This window comes from Kosakonia sp. AG348 (genome assembly GCF_003337365.1).
Taxonomy (GTDB): Bacteria; Pseudomonadota; Gammaproteobacteria; order Enterobacterales; family Enterobacteriaceae; genus Kosakonia.
Genome location: NZ_QPJR01000001.1, coordinates 657,205 through 675,841, shown reverse-complemented (window position 1 = coordinate 675,841; position 18,637 = coordinate 657,205). Strand labels below are relative to the sequence as shown.

The window sequence follows — 18,637 nt, the reverse complement described above, 5'->3', positions numbered from 1 at the left end:
GATCCCGGTAACACAATCAGGTAAATGCCTGGTGGCAGGGCAAATTTCCCATGTTTCAAAGTTGTTAAAATCCGCGAGTTGATATAGATACAAAATGTAACATCTCTCTGTCTCTCAACGGATACCCGCTATGAACAACTCAGGGAAATACCTTATTTGGGGCGTGCTGTCGCTGGTTGGCGCATTCGCCCTCGGTTATATCGCGCTTAACCGCGGCGAACAGATCAACGCGCTGTGGATCGTGGTGGCCGCGGTCTGTATCTACCTTATCGCTTACCGTTTTTACGGCCTGTACATCGCTAAAAATGTGCTACAGGTTGACCCGACGCGCATGACTCCGGCGGTGCGCTACAACGATGGTCTTGATTACGTGCCGACAGACAAAAAAGTGCTGTTCGGTCACCATTTTGCGGCGATTGCCGGCGCAGGCCCGCTGGTAGGGCCTGTGCTGGCGGCGCAAATGGGGTATTTGCCGGGCATGATCTGGATCCTCGCAGGCGTAGTGCTGGCCGGTGCGGTGCAGGATTTCATGGTGCTGTTTATCTCCACCCGTCGGGACGGGCGTTCGCTCGGTGAGATGGTGAAAGCGGAGATGGGGCCGACCGTTGGCGTGATTGCGCTGGTGGCGACCTTTATGATCATGGTGATCATCCTCGCGGTGCTGGCGATGATTGTCGTCAAAGCGCTGACCCACAGCCCGTGGGGAACCTATACCGTCGCCTTTACCATTCCGCTGGCGATTTTTATGGGTATCTACATTCGTTATCTGCGCCCCGGTCGAATTGGCGAAGTGTCGGTGATTGGTCTGGTGCTGCTGGTGTTCGCCATTATTTCTGGCGGCTGGGTGGCGGCAAACCCGGCGATTGCACCGTACTTTGATTTCACCGGCGTGCAGTTGACGTGGATGCTGGTGGGCTACGGGTTTGTCGCCTCAGTGCTGCCGGTGTGGCTGCTGCTGGCACCGCGTGATTATCTCTCTACTTTCCTGAAAATCGGCACCATTATCGGCCTTGCGATCGGCATTCTGATCATGCGCCCGACGCTGACCATGCCTGCGCTGACCAAATTTGTCGATGGGACTGGCCCGGTGTGGACCGGTAATCTGTTCCCGTTCCTGTTTATTACCATTGCCTGTGGCGCGGTTTCCGGTTTCCATGCGCTGATTTCCTCCGGCACCACGCCGAAAATGCTCGCCAGCGAAGGGCAAGCTTGCTTTATCGGTTACGGCGGCATGCTGATGGAGTCGTTCGTGGCGATCATGGCGCTGGTGTCGGCGTGCATTATCGATCCGGGCGTTTACTTTGCGATGAACAGCCCGATGGCGGTCTTAGCCCCTGCGGGCACCACCGATGTAGTAGCGTCGGCGGCGCAGGTGGTGAGCGGTTGGGGTTTTAGTATCACCCCGGATGCGCTCAGGCAGATTGCCAGCGAAGTGGGCGAGCAGTCGATCATTTCACGCGCGGGCGGCGCGCCGACGCTGGCAGTGGGCATGGCTTATATCCTGCACGGCGCGCTCGGCGGTCTGATGGATGTCTCGTTCTGGTATCACTTCGCCATTCTGTTTGAGGCGCTGTTTATTCTGACGGCGGTGGATGCCGGGACACGCGCGGCGCGGTTTATGTTGCAGGATCTGCTGGGCGTGATTTCACCGAACCTCAAACGCACGGAATCGCTGCCCGCGAACCTGCTGGCGACCGGGCTGTGCGTGCTGGCGTGGGGCTACTTCCTGCACCAGGGCGTGGTTGATCCGCTCGGCGGTATTAACACCCTGTGGCCGCTGTTTGGCATCGCCAACCAGATGCTGGCGGGCATGGCGCTAATGCTGTGTGCGGTGGTGCTGTTCAAGATGAAACGCCAGCGTTATGCGTGGGTGGCACTGCTGCCAACTGCCTGGCTGCTGGTTTGTACGCTCACCGCAGGCTGGCAAAAAGCCTTTAGCCCGGATGCGAAAGTCGGCTTCCTGGCCATCGCCAACAAGTTCCAGGCGATGATCGACAGCGGCAATATTCCGGCGCAATATACCCAGTCTCAACTGGCGCAACTGGTGTTTAATAACCGTCTCGATGCTGGATTGACCATCTTCTTTATGGTCGTGGTGGTGGTACTGGCGTTCTACTCGCTGAAAACCGCGCTGGCGGCGCTGAAAGAGGATCAACCGACCGCGAACGAGACGCCGTACCAGGAAATGACGGGCGACGTTGAGCAGATTGTCGGCCAGGCAAAAAGTGTGCATTAATCGCGTAACGCGGAGGGTTTATGTTCGATACGCTTTCAAAAGCCGGGAAGTATTTAGGCCAGGCGGCGAAAATGATGATTGGCGTTCCGGATTATGACAACTATGTCGAGCATATGCGCGTGACGCACCCGGAGCAGACGCCGATGACTTATGAGGAGTTTTTCCGCGAGCGCCAGGATGCGCGCTACGGCGGAAAGGGCGGTGCACGCTGCTGTTAACTCTCGTCTTGCTCAAAAAGCGGCGCACATGCGCCGCTTTTCTTTATCTACAGAAAATCCCCAGCCAGGCTGGTGCTTCTGGAAAGCTTTCAGCTATAGGCCAGTTATTTTCGCCAGGATCAGGCGTTGGTGCCGCCATCAACAACAATATCGGCCCCGGTAATCTGCTTCGCCGCCGGGCTGGCAAGGAAAGCGACCGCTTCGGCGATATCCTGCGCTTCACCATAATGCCCCAGCGCAATCATACGACGTTGCTCTTCCGCGCCTTCGCCGTCCGCCGGGTTCATATCGCTGTCCGTCGAACCGGGTTTCACCATATTGACGGTAATGCCGCGTGGGCCCAAATCCCGCGCCAGCCCGCGTGTTAATGAGTTCAGCGCGGATTTGGTCATCGAATAGATGGCGATATCTTTAAACGGCACGCGATCGGAGAGGCAACTGCCGATATTGATAATGCGCCCGCCGTCGGGCAGGTGTGCAATGGCCGCCTGGGTGGCGTAGACCACGCCGCGAATATTCACGTTGATCATCGCATCGATATCCTCCTGCGACATCGCTTCTAACTGGCCACCGCGCGCGATGCCGGCGTTATTAACCAGAATATCCAGCCCGCCGAGTTGCTGCACGGTTTGATCAACAGCGGCGCGGGCAGCTTGTGGTTCGGCGCTGTTGGCCTGGATCGCCACGGCGTTACGCCCCAGCGCGCGGATTGCTTCCACAACGGCTTGTGCTTTATCGGCGGATTTCTCCCAGGTGATGGCGACGTCCGCTCCTTCCCGCGCCAGCGTTAAGGCGATAGCTTTTCCCAGACCGCGGCTCGCACCGGTGACCAGCGCGCGTTTTCCTGCAAGTGAATGTGACATGGTGGCTCCGTAATTATGTGTCGATTGATACATAATTAAAATAAACAGGCTTCCATACATTCGTCAATCTTATTAAGATACCGATCAGCACAAAATGCGAGGAGGCGAAAGTGAGCCGGGGAAGACCGCGGGAATTTGACCGTACCGAGGCGCTGAATAACGCGATGAAACTCTTCTGGCAGAAGGGGTACACCGCGACATCCATGAACGATCTGTATGAGGCGATGGGCATTAAATCGCCCAGCTTGTATGCGGCGTTCGGTAGCAAAGAAGATCTCTACGACGAGGTGTTGCAGCACTACGAACAGTGCGTTGCGCCAGCGATCTGGGGCGATATGGCAAGCGAGCCATCGCCGAAAAAAGCCATTGCGGCGTGGCTGGAGCGATCGGCTGAGGTGTTAACCCGCTGCGATTTGCCGCATGGCTGCATGGTGACGCTGTCAGCGGTTGCCAGCGAAGGCCATGAACGGTTGGGCGAGCGGGTTCGTCAGTTGCGTAATGGCGGCGTTGCACAGCTAAAAGCGCGCCTGAGCGAGGCGCAGCAGCGCGGCGAGTTACCTGAGACCACCGATATCGATGCGCTGACCCGGCTGTATGTCAGCATTCAGCAGGGGATGTCGATTCAGGCGCGCGATGGCGCGAGCCGGGAAACGCTGCTCGGCGTCGCGCGTATGGCAATGGGATTGTGGCCTGCGCCGTAAAAACAGGCCACCGAAGTGGCCCGTTGCGTTATGGCTGAGGGAAAACAATATTATTGCCCGGCGCTTCGCGGTGCAGATGGATAAAGTTCAGGTGGCGTTCGTACTGATCCAGTATGTCGATGATCACCTGCTCTTTGTTGTAGTCCATTAAATCATTGCCCTGGCTGCCCTCCAGCAGGAAGGTTTCCAGTCGGAAGTAGTGCGATTTGCCGCTGCGTGCGCGGTAGGTAAAGCCCGGTACGGAGTATTGCTGCGGCCACACCTGGTAGACAAAATCCTGCTCCTCACCGAGGTGGACGCGCAGATCCAGGTAGCCCAGCGGCTGGCCTTCTTCCGGCGCGACATTTTCAAGCGATACCCGTCCGCCGCGCAGTTCCAGCTCTTTTGCCACATCCTGCATCGCCGGGTAAATCACCGTTTCCATCATCTGCCGGGTGTAATGCGTACCCGGATAATTCATCAGCCGCGAGAGGCGTTTTTTCCAGCTCAGGCGGTCGTTGCTCGCCGGAATATAAGGTGCGGTTTCGCGGCTGGCGCTGGCGCGGCGGTGATCTTCCACTTTCAGCGATTTATACAGCCCGGCCATAATAAAGAAGATCACAAAACTGAACGGTAAACCCATGATCACAGTGGTATTTTGCAGCGCGGAAATGCCATTGGTCATCAGCATGCCCATGGTCAGCACGCCGATAGCGACCGACCAGAAAATCCGTAGCCAGTTCGGCGCATCGCTATTGATATCTTTCAGCTTTGAGGTGAAATTGCCCAGCACCAGCGAGCCGGAATCCGCCGAGGTGACATAAAACAACAGGCCGGTAATGGTCGCGACAGAAGCGCTAAGTTTGAACGCCGGATATTGCGCCAGCAGGCTGTAGAACCCGCGTTCGGCATGGGCGATCACCTCCTGGGCGAAACCGGCATCGCCGTGGATAATTTCATACAGCGCGGCGTTGCCAAACACCGACAGCCACAGCAAGGTGAAGGTAAACGGAATAATCAGCGTGCCGAGCACGAACTCGCGAATGGTGCGCCCGCGGGAAATACGTGCAAGGAACAGCCCGACAAACGGCGACCATGCCACCCACCAGGCCCAGAAGAAGAGCGTCCAGCTGTTCATCCACTGCGTCGGGCGATCAAACGCGAAGGTGTTGAGCGTCATGCCCATAAAGCGGTTGATGTAATCGCCAACGTTGAGCACCAGCGCGTTGAGCAGGAAATCGGTCTTGCCCATAAACAGCACGAACAGGATCAGCCCGAGCGCCAGCGCCACGTTTAGTTCCGAAAGGATGCGAATGCCTTTATCCACCCCGGAGGTGACCGAAATGGTGGCGATCACCACCGACAGCACAATCAGCGCCATCTGCGCGGTCAGCCCTTCCGGCACGTCGAACAGCACTTTCAGCCCGTAATTAAGCTGCACCACGCCAATACCGAGCGTAGTGGCAATACCAAAAATGGTGCCGATCACCGCCGCAATATCCACCGTGTGGCCAATCGGGCCGTTAATGCGTTTACCGAAAATAGGGTACAGCGCAGAACGAATAGTGAGCGGCAGATTATAGCGGTAGCTGAAGTAGCCCAGCGCAATACCCATCAGCGCATACATCGACCAGCCGGTTAAACCGTAGTGAAACAGTGTCCACACCATCGCCTGGCGTGCGGCTTCCATCGTCTGGCCTGCGCCCTCCGGCGGCTGCATATACTGCGTGACCGGCTCCGCGACGGAGAAGAACATCAGGTCGATACCGATCCCGGCGGCAAACAGCATCGCCGACCAGCTCAGCAAACTGAACTCCGGCTTGGACTGCTCCGGCCCGAGTTTAATCGCCCCGTAGCGCGAGCAGGCCATATAAATAACAAAGACAATATAGAGCGTTGCGGCCAGCATGTAATACCAGCCAAAGGTGGAGGAGACCCAGTTAACGGTGGTCTGGATCCAGGTCGCAGCGAAATCGCTGTACAAAATGGTGACCAGTGAAAATGTCAGAATCAGTCCGGCAGAGGTGTAAAACACCACGGGATTGATTCTGTCTTTTTCACTGGCAGGTGGATTAATCATCGGTTACCTCTGGTTAATTTCCTGTAATTTTTCAAAATATTAATGCCAAACATCGGTTGTTTAATCGCGTTTGCTCCTCTCTGTTCTCACGGTTTGCGTCGCCGTATTTAGCTTATACATTCCCGCTTCGTTTATTTAACAATTGAAGCACAGTATCCTAACAAAATCTTTTTTTATATTGAACGTGCAATCAAAAAAAGATTAAATAAGGCCCTTACATTGCGGTGGAGATGGAGCCATGCCAAAGGTGGGAATGCAGCCGATACGCCGTCGGCAGCTGATTGATGCGACCCTGAGTACCATTAACGAAGTAGGAATTAACGACGCCACGATTGCGCAAATTGCGCGCCGCGCTGGCGTATCGACCGGCATCATCAGTCACTACTTCAGGGACAAAAATGGTCTGCTGGAAGCGACCATGCGCGACATCACCCGCCAGTTGCGCGACGCCGTGGCGCAGCGATTAAAACCGCTCGCGCAGGCCAGTACCGAAACGCGTTTGCTGGCGATTGTCGAAGGCAATTTTGATGACAGCCAGGTCCACAGCGCGGCGATGAAAGCCTGGCTCGATTTCTGGGCCAGCAGTATGCATCAGCCGCAGCTTGGTCGCCTGGAGCGCGTCAGCAGCCGCCGGCTGTTCTCCACGCTGGCGGCGGAGTTTCGCCGCGATCTACCGCGTGAACAGGCACGGCTGGCGGCGCATGGCCTTGCCTCGTTGATCGATGGCCTCTGGCTTCGCGCGGCGCTGAGCGGCAAACCCTTTAACCTGGACATTGCCAGAACGCTCACCACCCAATTCATTCGCCAGCAACTGGCTGGCGCGACGAATCACTGAGAAGGAGGAAGTATGTCCCGATTCGCAGAACAGCAGCTCTATATCCATGGTCAATACGTTCCGGCTGCGGCGGGTAACACATTCCAGACCATCAATCCGGCGAACGGCGAGGTGCTGGCCGAGGTGCACGAAGCCGGGCAGGCCGATGTCGATCGCGCCGTTGCCAGTGCGCAAAAAGGGCAGAAAATCTGGGCCGCGATGACCGCCATGGAGCGCTCGCGCATCCTGCGCCGCGCCGTCGATATTCTGCGCGAGCGCAATGATGAACTGGCGGCGCTGGAAACGCTGGATACCGGCAAACCGCTGAGCGAAACCCAGGCCGTTGATATCGTCACCGGCGCGGACGTACTCGAGTATTACGCGGGGCTTATCCCCTCTCTTGAAGGTCAGCAAATTCCGCTGCGCGACACCTCGTTTGTCTACACCCGCCGCGAACCGCTTGGCGTGGTGGCCGGGATTGGCGCGTGGAACTACCCGATCCAGATTGCGCTGTGGAAATCTGCGCCTGCGCTGGCGGCCGGTAACGCCATGATCTTTAAACCGAGCGAAGTCACGCCGCTCACGGCGCTGAAACTGGCGGAAATTTACAGCGAAGCTGGCGTGCCAGACGGCGTATTTAACGTGCTGAACGGCAGCGGCGCGGTGACCGGACAGTTGCTGACCGACCATCCGGGCATCGACAAAGTCTCTTTCACCGGCGGCGTTGCCAGCGGCAAGAAAGTGATGGCGAATGCGGCTGGTTCGACGCTGAAAGACGTGACCATGGAGCTGGGCGGTAAATCGCCGCTGATTATCTTTGACGACGCCGATCTCGATCTCGCCGCCGATATCGCCATGATGGCGAACTTCTACAGCTCCGGCCAGGTGTGTACCAACGGCACGCGCGTGTTTATTCCGAAGGCCTTGCAGCAGGCGTTCGAAGCAAAAATCGTTGAGCGCGTGGCGCGCATTAAAGCCGGTGATGTCAACGATCTGAACACCAATTTCGGGCCGCTGGTCAGTTTTGCGCACCGCGACAACGTAATGCGTTATATCGAAAGCGGCATCAACGAAGGCGCGCGCCTGTTGTGCGGCGGTAAGCGTCTGACCGGCGGTGACTTCGACCACGGGGCGTGGGTCGAACCCACCGTATTTACCGACTGTCGCGATGAGATGACCATCGTGCGTGAAGAGATCTTCGGTCCGGTGATGTCGATTCTGACCTATGAGCGCGAAGAGGAAGCGGTGCGCCGCGCCAACGCTACCGATTACGGCCTGGCGGCGGGCGTGGTGACACAGGATCTTAACCGCGCGCACCGTGTCATTCACCAGATTGAAGCCGGTATTTGCTGGATCAACACCTGGGGGGAATCCGCCGCTGAAATGCCGGTGGGCGGCTACAAGCACTCCGGCGTTGGGCGTGAAAATGGCCTGATGACGCTGCAAAACTATACGCAGGTCAAATCCGTCCAGCTCGAGCTGAGCCGTTTTCAGTCCGTATTTTGAATAAAGTTTTAACCTGAGGAGCGACGAATGGAATTTGATTACATCATCATTGGAGCCGGATCCGCAGGGAACGTTTTGGCAACAAGACTGACCGAAGAGAGCGATGTGAATGTCCTGCTGCTCGAAGCGGGTGGTCCCGATTACCGTTTTGATTTCCGCACGCAGATGCCTGCGGCGCTGGCTTACCCGTTGCAGGGCAAGCGCTACAACTGGGCTTATGAAACAGAACCTGAACCGCACATGAATAACCGCCGCATGGAGTGCGGGCGCGGTAAAGGGCTGGGCGGTTCATCGCTGATTAACGGCATGTGCTACGTGCGCGGCAACGCGATGGACCTCGATAACTGGGCGCAGCAGCCGGGTCTTGAGCACTGGACCTACCGCGACTGTCTGCCCTATTACCGTAAATCGGAAACGCGCGATATCGGCGCGAACGATTACCACGGTGGCGACGGCCCGGTCAGCATCACTACCTGCAAGCCGGGCAACAACCCGCTGTTCGCCGCGATGATTGAGGCGGGCGTGCAGGCCGGTTACCCGCGCACTGACGATCTTAACGGCTACCAACAGGAAGGTTTTGGCCCGATGGATCGCTTTGTCACGCCGAAAGGCCGCCGCTCAAGCACCGCGCGCGGCTATCTCGACATGGCAAAAACGCGGCCGAACCTGAAAATCATTACCCATGCCACCACCGATCGCATTCTGTTTGAGGGGAAACGCGCTGTCGGCGTGGCCTATTTGCACGGCTCCAGCGACACGGTACATGAGGTGCATGCGCGCCGGGAAGTGTTGCTTTGCGCCGGGGCGATTGCTTCGCCGCAAATTTTGCAGCGCTCCGGCGTTGGTGCCGCTGATCTGCTCAAGCAGTTCGATATTCCGCTGGTGCATGATTTACCGGGCGTGGGCGAAAACTTGCAGGATCACCTGGAAATGTACCTGCAATATGAGTGCAAGGAGCCGGTGTCGCTCTATCCGGCGCTGAAGTGGTGGAACCAGCCGAAAATTGGCGCGGAGTGGCTGTTTAACGGCACGGGTATTGGGGCCAGCAACCAGTTCGAGGGCGGCGGGTTTATCCGCAGCCGCGAGGAGTTCGCCTGGCCGAATATTCAGTACCATTTCCTGCCGGTGGCGATTAACTACAACGGCTCAAATGCAGTAGAAGCGCACGGCTTCCAGTGTCATGTGGGTTCGATGCGCTCGCCAAGCCGGGGTTTTGTGCGTCTGAAATCGCGCGATCCGCGCCAGCATCCGGCCATTCAGTTTAATTACATGGCCCATGAGCAGGACTGGCACGAATTCCGCGACGCGATTCGTATCACCCGGCAGATCATCAACCAGCCGGCGCTGGACAAATATCGCGGGCGGGAAATCAGCCCGGGCATTGAGTGCCAGAGCGATGAGCAACTGGATGAGTTTGTGCGTAACCACGCCGAAACCGCCTATCACCCGTGCGGCACCTGCAAAATGGGCAGCGATGAGATGGCGGTCGTCGATGGCGAAGGGCGTGTTCATGGGCTGGAAGCCTTGCGCGTGGTGGATGCCTCGATCATGCCGCTGATCATCACCGGTAACCTCAATGCCACCACCATTATGATTGGCGAGAAGATTGCCGATAACATCCGTGGCCGCACGCCGCTGCCGCGCAGCAATGCGGATTACTTTGTTGCAGGCGATCGCCCGGTTCGCGGTACACCGCTGCGGGCGTAAAAGAAAATGCCGCCGGTAAGGCGTTTACCGGCGGCATTACGCAAAGAGGGGCGATTAGCGCGACAGTGCTTCCACTTTTTCAAACGCCGCGCGCAGCGTATCGGCGGAGAGTTCCACCGGCAGGTAGTGAATCGACTCCACCGGGCGCAGAGTGTGAGCAATCACTTTATCCAGCTCCGCGCGGTTATTAATGTCCACGTCCAGTGCTGCCAGCGAGGTCGGCAAGTTGAAACGCTGATAGGCGTTAATCAACTGCGCCAGCACATCGTCCTCGCCGAGCAGGGCGCTCTGCACCAGAATGCCATACGCTACTTTGGTGCCGTGCAGGAATTTCTCCGTTTGCGGCAACACGGTTAAACCGTTGTGCACCGCGTGTGCGGCGGCAACGCGGGTGTAACGCTCGCCCAGCCCGCCGACCATCCCACCCCCGGCAATAATCGCATCCACCACATCGCGAAATGCCTGCGTCACCTCGCCGCGCTGCTGGTCAGCAAGAGCTTGTTCACTGCTCTGTAGCAACACATCGCGGATCGCCAGTGCGCCGTTTAGCCCCAGACGTACGGTGAGCGGCAGTTTTTCTGGTTGTGGTGCCAGCACTACCGCTTCGTACCACTTCGCCAGCGTATCGCCGATGCCTGCCAGCAGATATTCCGCAGGCGCATTAAGGATGATTTGCGGTTCAACCAGCACCAGAAAATTGGCGTCGTCGAAAATTTCAAAGTGCAGCGCCTGACCAGCGTCGTTATACCACACCGACAGCGGCGTCCACGCCGCGCAGGTGGCGGCGATGGTCGGAATGGCGACCGCCGGTAAACCAAGACGGCGCGCCACCGCTTTGGCGGTATCCAGCAAGGCGCCGCCGCCAAGCCCAATCACCACCGCGCGATCGTCGCCCGCCTGCTGCGCCAGTTCGTTCACGTCGTGCTCGCTACAGTGGCCTTTAAACAAAATGTGTTTCGCGCCCGGCGCGTTAACCCCTTGTGGCAAAAACGCTTTTGCCCCGGCAAAGGCGCGCTCGCCATAGATCCATACCGCGCGCGCCAGTTGTTCTTCGCTGAAGAAATCATGCAACCGCGCGAGGCTACCGGCGTGGGAAAAGTAGTTGGCCGGGCCGGGTACGACGCGGATATCAGTGCTGCTCATGTGTTGTGTCCTTGTGCGTGATCGCTAACCCGATGTTATGTCTGGACATCCGGATGGCTAATAATATTTAGCTTTATCTTATGCATTTTCTGTCGTTGCCAGTCAAGCGAGGCTGTGAAAAATTCGTTAAATCAACCTATTAATTGCAGGAACAGCGTGCGAATGAGCAGCAACCACCTTGAAATGCGCGGCATAAGCCTGGCCTTTGGCGGCTTTAAGGCGCTGTCGCATGTCAATTTCTCCCTGCGCGGCGGCTCGGTGCATGCCTTAACCGGCGCGAACGGCGCGGGGAAATCGACGCTGATGGCGGTGCTGTGCGGCACGTACGACCATTACGAAGGCGAAATCGCCATCAATAACCAGGCGGTGTCGATTCGCACCCCGCGCGATGCCAAACAGCTGGGCATTCATCTGGTGCAGCAGGAAGTGGATGTTGCGCTGATCCCGGGTTTGAGCATTGCCGAGAACATCATGCTCGATAAGCTGGCGGAAGGCGGGCATCGTTTCCGCTGGGGCGAGATCCGAAAATCGGCGCGCGAGGCGCTGGCGCAACTCGATGTGATGTTTGATGTAAAACGTTCGATCGATAGCTGCACGCTGGCGGAAAAGCAGCAGATCCTGCTGGCGCGCGCGCTTTCGCACCACTGCCGTTTTTTAATTCTCGATGAACCCACCGCACCGCTCGATCAGCACGAAAGTGAGCGCTTGTTCACCGTGGTCAAATGCCTGCAACAGCAGGGCATTGGCGTGGTGTTTATCTCGCACCGCATCCACGAACTGAACGCGATTTGCGACACCTTAACAGTGCTGCGCGACGGCAAACTGATTGAATCCGGCCCGATGCATGCCCTGAGCGGCGAAGCGATTGTCGAGAAGATGCTCGGTCATGAGTTGAGCGATATCTATCCGCCAGCCCGTCCACCGCACAGTGATGAAGTGCTGCTAAGCATTGACGGCTTGCACGACGAGGGGCTGCTGAAAGATATCTCGCTGCGCCTGCGTAAAGGGGAAATTCTCGGCATTGCTGGTCTGGCGGGGGCGGGGAAAACCGAGCTGTGTAAAGCGCTGTTCGGTGCGAGTAAAAGCCGAATCAACCGTGGCGAGCTGAATAACCAACCGTGGCGGCCGCGCGATCCGGCCGATTCCGTGATGCGCGGGCTGGCGCTGGTGCCGGAAGAGCGGCGCAAAGAGGGCATTTTTATTGATGAGCCGGTGAGTATGAATTTGTCCATTAGCGCGGATAACAGTTTCTCGCGCTGGGGCTTTTTTGCGCATCGCCAGGCCTGGCGCTGGGCGCAGGAAGTGATTGCCCGCGTTGGCGTACGCACTACCGGGCCGGGGCAGACGCTGCGCCGTCTTTCCGGCGGCAACCAGCAAAAAGTGGCGATTGGCAAATGGCTGCGCGGTCACGCCAATGTGGTGATTTTCGATGAGCCGACCAAAGGCGTGGACGTGAAAGCGAAAACCGACCTGTTCCAGTTGATTGATGGCCTGGCGCGCGAAGGCAAAGGGGTGATTTACGCCTCGGGTGAATTCGCCGAACTGGTGGGGTTGTGTGACCGGATTTGTGTGCTGTGGGATGGGCGCATTGTTGCGGAAGTGCAGGGCGAGGATGCCCGCGAAGAGACGCTTCTTTATTATTCCACCGGAGGAACGGCGCCGTGAGTAAGGCCCTTTCAGTCAATGCGGCGGCGACGCCCCGCCAGCAGTTTTTTGATTTTCTCTATAAATGGGGCATGTTGCTTACCGTGGTCGCGCTTGTCGCCATCTTTGGCGTGGCGTCGGACAACTTCCTCGATCCCTTCAACATCATCAACATTTTGCGCTCGATCGCCATCGTCACGGTGATTGCGATTGGTGTCTCTATTTCGCTGACCATCGGCGGGTTTGATCTGTCGGTCGGTTCCACCGCCTCACTGGCGAATGCGCTGGTGATTTCGTTGTTTGTCTGGCACGGCGTTGGTACCACCGAAGCCATCATTATCACGCTGGCACTGTGTACGCTGGTGGGCTTGTTCAACGCCTTTTTAATTGTGGTGCTGCGCATTCCCGACATGCTGGCGACGCTTGGCAGCCTGTTTGTGATTCAGGGTGTGGCAATGACCTACAGCTATGGCGGTTCGATTACCGAAAATATGGTGCTGCCGAGCGGCGATATGGCGGAGGGCACCATTCCGGCGGCGTTTGGTCTGCTCGGGCAGGTGCCGACCATTGTGATCATTATGCTGGTGGTGACGGTTGTCGCGCAGTTGGGTTTGTCGCTGACCACCCACGGTCGTCGCATGTATGCCATTGGCGGCAACCCGGAAGCGGCGCGCCTGTCCGGCATTCGTACCACGCGCTACAAAGTGGCGGCATATGTTATCGCCTCGCTGCTGGCGGGGCTGGGCGGCATTCTGCTGGCGTCACGCATTGGCTCTTCGCAGGTCAACGCCGGTGGCGGTTATTTGATGGATGCGGTGGCGGCGGCGTGGATCGGTTTCTCGCTCGCCGGTTCCGGCAAACCGAATGCGCTCGGCACGCTGGTGGGAGCGGTTATTCTCGGCGTGCTGCAAAACGGGCTGGTGATGCTGTCGGTGCCCTATTACGCGATGGACATTATTAAGGGGCTGGTGCTGGCCGGTGCCCTTGCGTTGACTTACTTCCAGCGTCGTTAATTCTTCAGGGGAAAACAGATGAAAAAAATTGCACTCTCACTGCTGGCGCTGAGCTTACTGAGCGCGCTGCCAGGACACGCCACGACACCTGCGCCGGTGCCGGACGCCATTGCTAATCACCACGGCCCGATACGCATTGCGCTTATCCGCAACCTGGGTTCAGACGATAACACCACCCAGTTTGTCTCCGGCGCGTTGCAGGAAGGTAAAAAACTCGGCTTTAAAATCAGCACGTTTTTGAGCAACGGTGATGACGCCAAATTCCAGGATTTCGTTAACCAGGCGATCAGCCAGAAATATGACGGCATTATTCTGTCGCAGGGGCGCGATCCGTACTCCACCGATCTGATTAAAAAAGCGGTGGCTGCGGGCATCAAAGTGGCGGTGTTTGATACCGCTGTTAACGGTGAAATTCCGGGCGTGACGGTGACGCAGCAGGATGACGCCTCGCTGACCAAACTCTCCTTTGGCGAGCTGGTGAAAGATTTCAACGGTAAAGCCAACATTATCAAACTGTGGGTCGCCGGTTTCCCGCCGATGGAGCGCCGCCAGGCCGCCTACGCCGAGCTGCTGAAAGCCAATCCAGGTATTAAAGAGCTGGAGTCGATTGGCGCGGTCTCTTCCGATGTGCAGGGCGACACGGCAAATAAAGTGGGCGCGGTGCTGGCGAAATACCCGAAAGGGCAGATTGATGCGATCTGGGGCACCTGGGATGCGTTCAGCCAGGGCGCGTATAAAGCGCTGAAAGAGAACGGTCGCACCGAGATCAAACTCTACAGCATCGACGTTTCCAACCAGGATCTGCAACTGATGCGCGAGTCGGGCAGCCCGTGGAAAGTAAGCGTGGCGGTGGATCCGAAACTGATTGGTGCCACCAACGTGCGCCTCATCGCCAATAAAATTGCCGGTGAACAGACCCCTGCCACCTACGATTTTAAAGCCGCTGCCATTCCGCAAGCGCTGCTGGCAAGCCAGCCGGGCGCGGTGAATGTGGCGTCGCTCGGCAAAATCATTCCGGGCTGGGGTCAGACGGAAGATTTTATCGCGCCGTGGTTCGCCACGCTGGAAGCGAAAAACAAGTAAGGAACGGACATGGCGAGTGAATTACCGCGTCCTGAATACAGCCGCAATATGCGGCTGATTGGTCACAGCGACCAGGGCGGTCGCCCGGACGGTGTGCAACTGATGGTGCACCGTGGCTTTGCCTATATCGGGCATATGGTGTCGCAGGGGTTTTCGATAGTGGATGTGCGCGACCCGAAAAACCCGAAAGCCGCCGGTTACGTCCCGGCCCCGCCGGGCACCTGGAATGTGCATCTGCAAGCCCATGACGATCTGCTTTTAGTAATCAACGCGCGCGATCTGTTCGCCGATGCGCGCTTTGCCGATGAAAAGGTCTACTACACCCGCTCGGTCGGCGAGACGGTCAGCGATGTGCAGGACAAAGGCTGGAGCGCCGGACTGCGCATTTTTGATATCTCCACGCCCGATAAACCGCGCGAAATCAGCTTTCTGTCGCTCAACGGCATCGGCATTCACCGTATCTGGTATGTGGGCGGGCGCTGGGCGTATGTCTCGGCGCTGATCGACGGCTTTACCGACTATATTTTCCTGACCATCGATCTGGCCGATCCGCGTAAACCGCAGGTTGCCGGGCGCTGGTGGCTGCCGGGAATGAACCAGGCCGCAGGGGAAACGCCAGCGTGGTCGGAAGGCAAACGCTATGCGCTACACCACGCGATTATCGCCGGGGATACGGCGTACGGTAGCTGGCGCGACGGCGGGTTAACGCTACTGGATGTGAAAGACAGAACCCAGCCGAAGCTGATCAGCCACCGCAACTGGAGCCCGCCGTTTGGCGGCGGTACGCACACCGCGCTACCGCTACCGGACCGGGACTTGCTGGTGGTGCTGGATGAAGCGGTGCTCGACAATCAGGAAGATGGCGAGAAGCTGATCTGGCTGTTTGATATTCGTGAGCCGTCAAATCCGGTAAGCATCTCGACGTTTCCGCAGCCGGACGAAACCGATTATGTGGCGAAAGGGGCGCATTTCGGGCCGCACAACCTGCACGAAAATCGCCCTGGCAGCTTTATCAGCTCGACGCTGATTTTCGCCACTTACCAGAATGCGGGCGTGCGGGCTTACGATATTTCTAACCCGTATCGCCCGGTGGAAACCGGCGCGCTGGTGCCTGCCGCGCCAGCGAAGATGATGGATACGCGGCCTGCACGCCCGCGCGTGATCCAGTCTTGCGATGTGTTTGTTGATGCGAACGGCATTATCTACAGCACCGATTACAACGGCGGGTTGTCGATAATTGAGTATCTGGGGTAGTGAGGTTCTCTCCCCCGACGGGGGGAGAGGGCTGCGTTAGCTGTACTGACGCACGCGGGCAATCAACTCATCGACGTTCTCAATGCGCTCGGCGATGACAATCAGCGCTTTACCGAGCGTGATGGCGTGGCGCAGGCAGGCGTGGCGCATCTCTTCATCGTTGATGGTGTCGATATCGGCGACGTGTGAAAGCCCAACGCTGCGGCGAATCAGCTCCGTGCCGCAAAAACCGATCGCGTCGGTCCACACTTTTTTCAGGAAGGCGCTGGCGTAGCCCGGTTGTGCTAGTGCCGCGTCGCGGGTTTTCTCTCGCGCCAGCGCCTGGAAGCGCTCGGCAAAGGTGGTCCACAGGGTTTGAATATCGGCCAGACGCTGTTCACGCGCGCTGGCCGCATCGCGAATGCCCAGATGCCCTGGTAAACCGCAGTAGTTGAGCAGCAGGTTGCCGATGGCGGTGCCGATATCAAAACCGATGGGGCCGAAGTAACCAAACTCGGCGTCAATCGCCTTCAGGCTACCGTCGGCGACAAAAATCGAGCCACTGTGAATATCGCCGTGCAGCAGTGCTTCGGCGTGAGAGAAGAAGCGGTGCTTTAACGCCGCCACCGCCAGTTTCAGTTGCGCGTCATCGCGCAGGGCGGCGACCTCCGTTTCCAGCGCAGCCGGGTAGTTGTTGCGCTCATGGACCTGGTAGGGATCGTTGAAGAACAGATCTTCAGTGATTTCGCACATTTCCGGGTTAATGAACTGTGCGACCTGCGCTTTTTTGTCATGCGGATGGAGGTAAAAATCACTGGTGTGAAACAGTACCTGCGCCAGGTATTCGCCCAGTTGCGCAGCCGCTTGCGGGTAAAACACATTGTTAATGAGCTCGCCGCGCCAGATTTTATGATCGGAGAGATCTTCCATTACCATCACCGCCAGTTGCGGGTCGAAGTGGTGGATTTTTACCGTATGCTGCGGGCTGTGCTGGTAATGTTCGACCAGCGTTTGCGCTTCCAGCCGGGCGCGATCAAGCGCTAACGGCCAGGATTCACCCACGCAGCGCACATAGGGCAGCGCCTGTTTGACAATAATGCGGCTCACACCCTGGGTATCGAAGATTTTGAACACCAGATTGAGGTTACCGTCGCCCACCTCCTGTGCGTCCACCAGTTCGGACGGGTTGTCCAGGCCGCCAAATTGTTGTGCATACGCCACGGCATCGCGGGCGGAGAAGGTACGGTATTGCGACATTGCCTCGATCCTCTTTTGCTAATAAAGCCATTTAGACGTCTATACATCCGAATGTCATCCTGACACAATACGCTACAACAACGCAACAGGGATTTAACGCAATGCAGCCATTACAGACCACCAGCCTGCGAGTCGCCGACAATCAATTATTTATTCTCGACCAACAGGCCTTACCGCAGCAGAAACAGTGGCTACCGGCCAGCACGGTAGAGGATCTTGTCGGCCATATTCATGCCCTACGGGTGCGTGGCGCGCCGTTGATTGGCCTTTCTGCCAGCTTATTGCTGGCGCTGCTGGCAGAACAGGGCGCAAACCGCGACCAACTGGCGCAGGCGCTGGAAACGTTGCGCGCGGCGCGCCCGACGGCGGTGAACCTGATGAATAACCTTGATCGCATGAAACAGGCGCTCACGCAGGAGCATTTTGTGGCGGCGTTAACCGCCGAAGCGCTGCGGCTTGTCGAAGAAGATAAACAGTTGTGCGACAACATTGCCGAAGCGGGCAGCGCGCTGGTGCAAGCGGGCAGCCGACTGCTGACCCACTGCAACACCGGTGGGCTGGCGACAGCGGGCGTCGGCACCGCGCTGGGTGTCATTGCGCGGGCGCATCAGCAGGCAAAAATTACCCATGTATGGGTGGATGAAACCCGCCCATTATTACAGGGCGGGCGGCTAACGGCCTGGGAACTGGGCGAGCTGGGGGTGCCGTATCAGTTAATTACTGATTCCATGGCCGCCAGCCTGATGGCGAAAGGGCAGGTGGATGCGGTATGGGTTGGTGCCGATCGCATTGCCGCCAATGGCGATGTGGCGAACAAAATCGGCACCTATTCGCTGGCGGTACTGGCGAAATTCCACAACGTACCGTTTTATGTGGCTGCGCCGCAAACCACGCTCGACCCGCACTGCCCGAATGGCGATGCCATTCCCATTGAGCAGCGCGCTGCCGCGGAAGTGACCGGGGTGGCCGGGAGTTTTGGCGCAGTGAACTGGGCGCCGGAAAATGCGCGGGTTTACAACCCGGCATTTGATGTCACGCCAGCGGCGCTCATCAGCGGCTGGGTACTCGACAGCGGCGTGGTGACACCTGCTGATGTGGCGAACGGGATCTTCCAGCCACGCTAATTACCAACGTACCGGCTTAACACCGCTGTTTGCTTG

At 57.8% G+C, this 18,637-nt stretch carries 15 protein-coding genes; 11 read left to right on the top strand and 4 right to left on the bottom strand.

Annotated features, from left to right (window positions below; genetic code table 11):
• The first annotated feature begins 130 nt into the window (after positions 1–130).
• Together cstA and DFO56_RS03410 are read left to right on the top strand one after the other, a co-directional pair.
• Complete coding sequence (gene cstA, locus DFO56_RS03415; protein WP_045508832.1) at positions 131–2,236, top strand: pyruvate/proton symporter CstA; 2,106 nt, start codon at positions 131–133, stop codon at positions 2,234–2,236.
• A gap of 20 nt (positions 2,237–2,256) precedes the next feature.
• On the top strand, positions 2,257–2,454 hold the full coding sequence (locus DFO56_RS03410) for a YbdD/YjiX family protein (protein WP_017455812.1): 198 nt from the start codon (positions 2,257–2,259) through the stop codon (positions 2,452–2,454).
• A 119-nt stretch (positions 2,455–2,573) separates the two neighbouring features.
• On the opposite strand, the gene DFO56_RS03405 is transcribed toward DFO56_RS03410, so the two are convergent.
• Positions 2,574–3,317: an SDR family NAD(P)-dependent oxidoreductase gene (locus DFO56_RS03405; protein WP_045508839.1), complete on the bottom strand. Its 744-nt coding sequence runs from the start codon at positions 3,315–3,317 to the stop codon at positions 2,574–2,576.
• 110 nt (positions 3,318–3,427) lie between these two features.
• On the opposite strand from DFO56_RS03405, the gene DFO56_RS03400 reads away from it, so the two are divergent.
• Positions 3,428–4,018 carry a TetR/AcrR family transcriptional regulator gene (locus DFO56_RS03400; RefSeq protein ID WP_020456942.1) on the top strand — a complete coding sequence of 197 codons (591 nt, stop codon included), beginning with the start codon at positions 3,428–3,430 and terminating at the stop codon, positions 4,016–4,018.
• Positions 4,019–4,046: 28 nt separating this feature from the next.
• Here DFO56_RS03400 and DFO56_RS03395 read toward each other — a convergent pair whose 3' ends face one another.
• The gene (locus DFO56_RS03395) at positions 4,047–6,077 is read right to left on the bottom strand and encodes a choline transporter (protein WP_045508842.1); all 2,031 of its coding nucleotides are present in this window, start codon (positions 6,075–6,077) and stop codon (positions 4,047–4,049) included.
• A 238-nt stretch (positions 6,078–6,315) separates the two neighbouring features.
• On the opposite strand from DFO56_RS03395, the gene betI reads away from it, so the two are divergent.
• Genes betI through betA form a run of 3 tightly spaced genes read left to right on the top strand, consistent with a single transcriptional unit; the run spans position 6,316 to position 10,104 of the window.
• On the top strand, positions 6,316–6,912 hold the full coding sequence (gene betI / locus DFO56_RS03390) for a transcriptional regulator BetI (RefSeq protein WP_044489591.1): 597 nt from the start codon (positions 6,316–6,318) through the stop codon (positions 6,910–6,912).
• A 12-nt stretch (positions 6,913–6,924) separates the two neighbouring features.
• Positions 6,925–8,397, top strand: a complete 1,473-nt coding sequence (gene betB / locus DFO56_RS03385) for a betaine-aldehyde dehydrogenase (protein WP_045508845.1) — start codon at positions 6,925–6,927, stop codon at positions 8,395–8,397.
• 27 nt (positions 8,398–8,424) lie between these two features.
• Positions 8,425–10,104, top strand: coding sequence for a choline dehydrogenase (gene betA / locus DFO56_RS03380; RefSeq protein WP_045508847.1), 1,680 nt, complete (start codon positions 8,425–8,427; stop codon positions 10,102–10,104).
• Between the two features lie 54 nt (positions 10,105–10,158).
• On the opposite strand, the gene DFO56_RS03375 is transcribed toward betA, so the two are convergent.
• A complete protein-coding gene (locus DFO56_RS03375) occupies positions 10,159–11,247 on the bottom strand; it encodes an oxidoreductase (RefSeq protein ID WP_045508849.1) in 1,089 nt (362 codons plus the stop codon).
• 162 nt (positions 11,248–11,409) lie between these two features.
• Here DFO56_RS03375 and DFO56_RS03370 point away from each other — a divergent pair, with 162 nt between their 5' ends.
• From DFO56_RS03370 to DFO56_RS03355, 4 genes are read left to right on the top strand one after another with little or no spacing between them, the layout of a single operon-like run.
• A complete protein-coding gene (locus DFO56_RS03370; protein WP_045508852.1) occupies positions 11,410–12,912 on the top strand; it encodes a sugar ABC transporter ATP-binding protein in 1,503 nt (500 codons plus the stop codon).
• A complete protein-coding gene (locus DFO56_RS03365) occupies positions 12,909–13,904 on the top strand; it encodes an ABC transporter permease (protein WP_045508856.1) in 996 nt (331 codons plus the stop codon). Before DFO56_RS03370 ends, DFO56_RS03365 begins: the two co-directional genes overlap by 4 nt.
• A gap of 18 nt (positions 13,905–13,922) precedes the next feature.
• A complete protein-coding gene (locus DFO56_RS03360; RefSeq protein ID WP_045508858.1) occupies positions 13,923–14,987 on the top strand; it encodes a sugar ABC transporter substrate-binding protein in 1,065 nt (354 codons plus the stop codon).
• A gap of 9 nt (positions 14,988–14,996) precedes the next feature.
• Complete coding sequence (locus tag DFO56_RS03355) at positions 14,997–16,241, top strand: LVIVD repeat-containing protein (RefSeq protein WP_045508861.1); 1,245 nt, start codon at positions 14,997–14,999, stop codon at positions 16,239–16,241.
• A gap of 36 nt (positions 16,242–16,277) precedes the next feature.
• On the opposite strand, the gene mtnK is transcribed toward DFO56_RS03355, so the two are convergent.
• Positions 16,278–17,477, bottom strand: coding sequence for an S-methyl-5-thioribose kinase (mtnK, locus tag DFO56_RS03350; protein ID WP_045508865.1), 1,200 nt, complete (start codon positions 17,475–17,477; stop codon positions 16,278–16,280).
• A gap of 101 nt (positions 17,478–17,578) precedes the next feature.
• Between mtnK and mtnA the strand changes: the two genes are divergently transcribed.
• Positions 17,579–18,601 (top strand): S-methyl-5-thioribose-1-phosphate isomerase, encoded by a 1,023-nt coding sequence (gene mtnA / locus DFO56_RS03345; RefSeq protein WP_020456953.1) that lies wholly within the window; start codon positions 17,579–17,581, stop codon positions 18,599–18,601.
• Positions 18,602–18,637: the final 36 nt, after the last annotated feature.

What these genes read in the sequence shown, in the direction of transcription:
- DFO56_RS03370 (WP_045508852.1), top strand. Translation starts at nt 11,410, where the DNA reads ATGAGCAGCAACCACCTTGAAATGCGCGGCATAAGCCTGGCCTTTGGC.
- DFO56_RS03395 (WP_045508842.1), bottom strand. Translation starts at nt 6,077, where the DNA reads ATGATTAATCCACCTGCCAGTGAAAAAGACAGAATCAATCCCGTGGTG.
- DFO56_RS03355 (WP_045508861.1), top strand. Translation starts at nt 14,997, where the DNA reads ATGGCGAGTGAATTACCGCGTCCTGAATACAGCCGCAATATGCGGCTG.
- betA (WP_045508847.1), top strand. Translation starts at nt 8,425, where the DNA reads ATGGAATTTGATTACATCATCATTGGAGCCGGATCCGCAGGGAACGTT.
- cstA (WP_045508832.1), top strand. Translation starts at nt 131, where the DNA reads ATGAACAACTCAGGGAAATACCTTATTTGGGGCGTGCTGTCGCTGGTT.
- betI (WP_044489591.1), top strand. Translation starts at nt 6,316, where the DNA reads ATGCCAAAGGTGGGAATGCAGCCGATACGCCGTCGGCAGCTGATTGAT.
- DFO56_RS03375 (WP_045508849.1), bottom strand. Translation starts at nt 11,247, where the DNA reads ATGAGCAGCACTGATATCCGCGTCGTACCCGGCCCGGCCAACTACTTT.
- DFO56_RS03360 (WP_045508858.1), top strand. Translation starts at nt 13,923, where the DNA reads ATGAAAAAAATTGCACTCTCACTGCTGGCGCTGAGCTTACTGAGCGCG.
- mtnA (WP_020456953.1), top strand. Translation starts at nt 17,579, where the DNA reads ATGCAGCCATTACAGACCACCAGCCTGCGAGTCGCCGACAATCAATTA.
- mtnK (WP_045508865.1), bottom strand. Translation starts at nt 17,477, where the DNA reads ATGTCGCAATACCGTACCTTCTCCGCCCGCGATGCCGTGGCGTATGCA.
- DFO56_RS03410 (WP_017455812.1), top strand. Translation starts at nt 2,257, where the DNA reads ATGTTCGATACGCTTTCAAAAGCCGGGAAGTATTTAGGCCAGGCGGCG.
- betB (WP_045508845.1), top strand. Translation starts at nt 6,925, where the DNA reads ATGTCCCGATTCGCAGAACAGCAGCTCTATATCCATGGTCAATACGTT.
- DFO56_RS03405 (WP_045508839.1), bottom strand. Translation starts at nt 3,317, where the DNA reads ATGTCACATTCACTTGCAGGAAAACGCGCGCTGGTCACCGGTGCGAGC.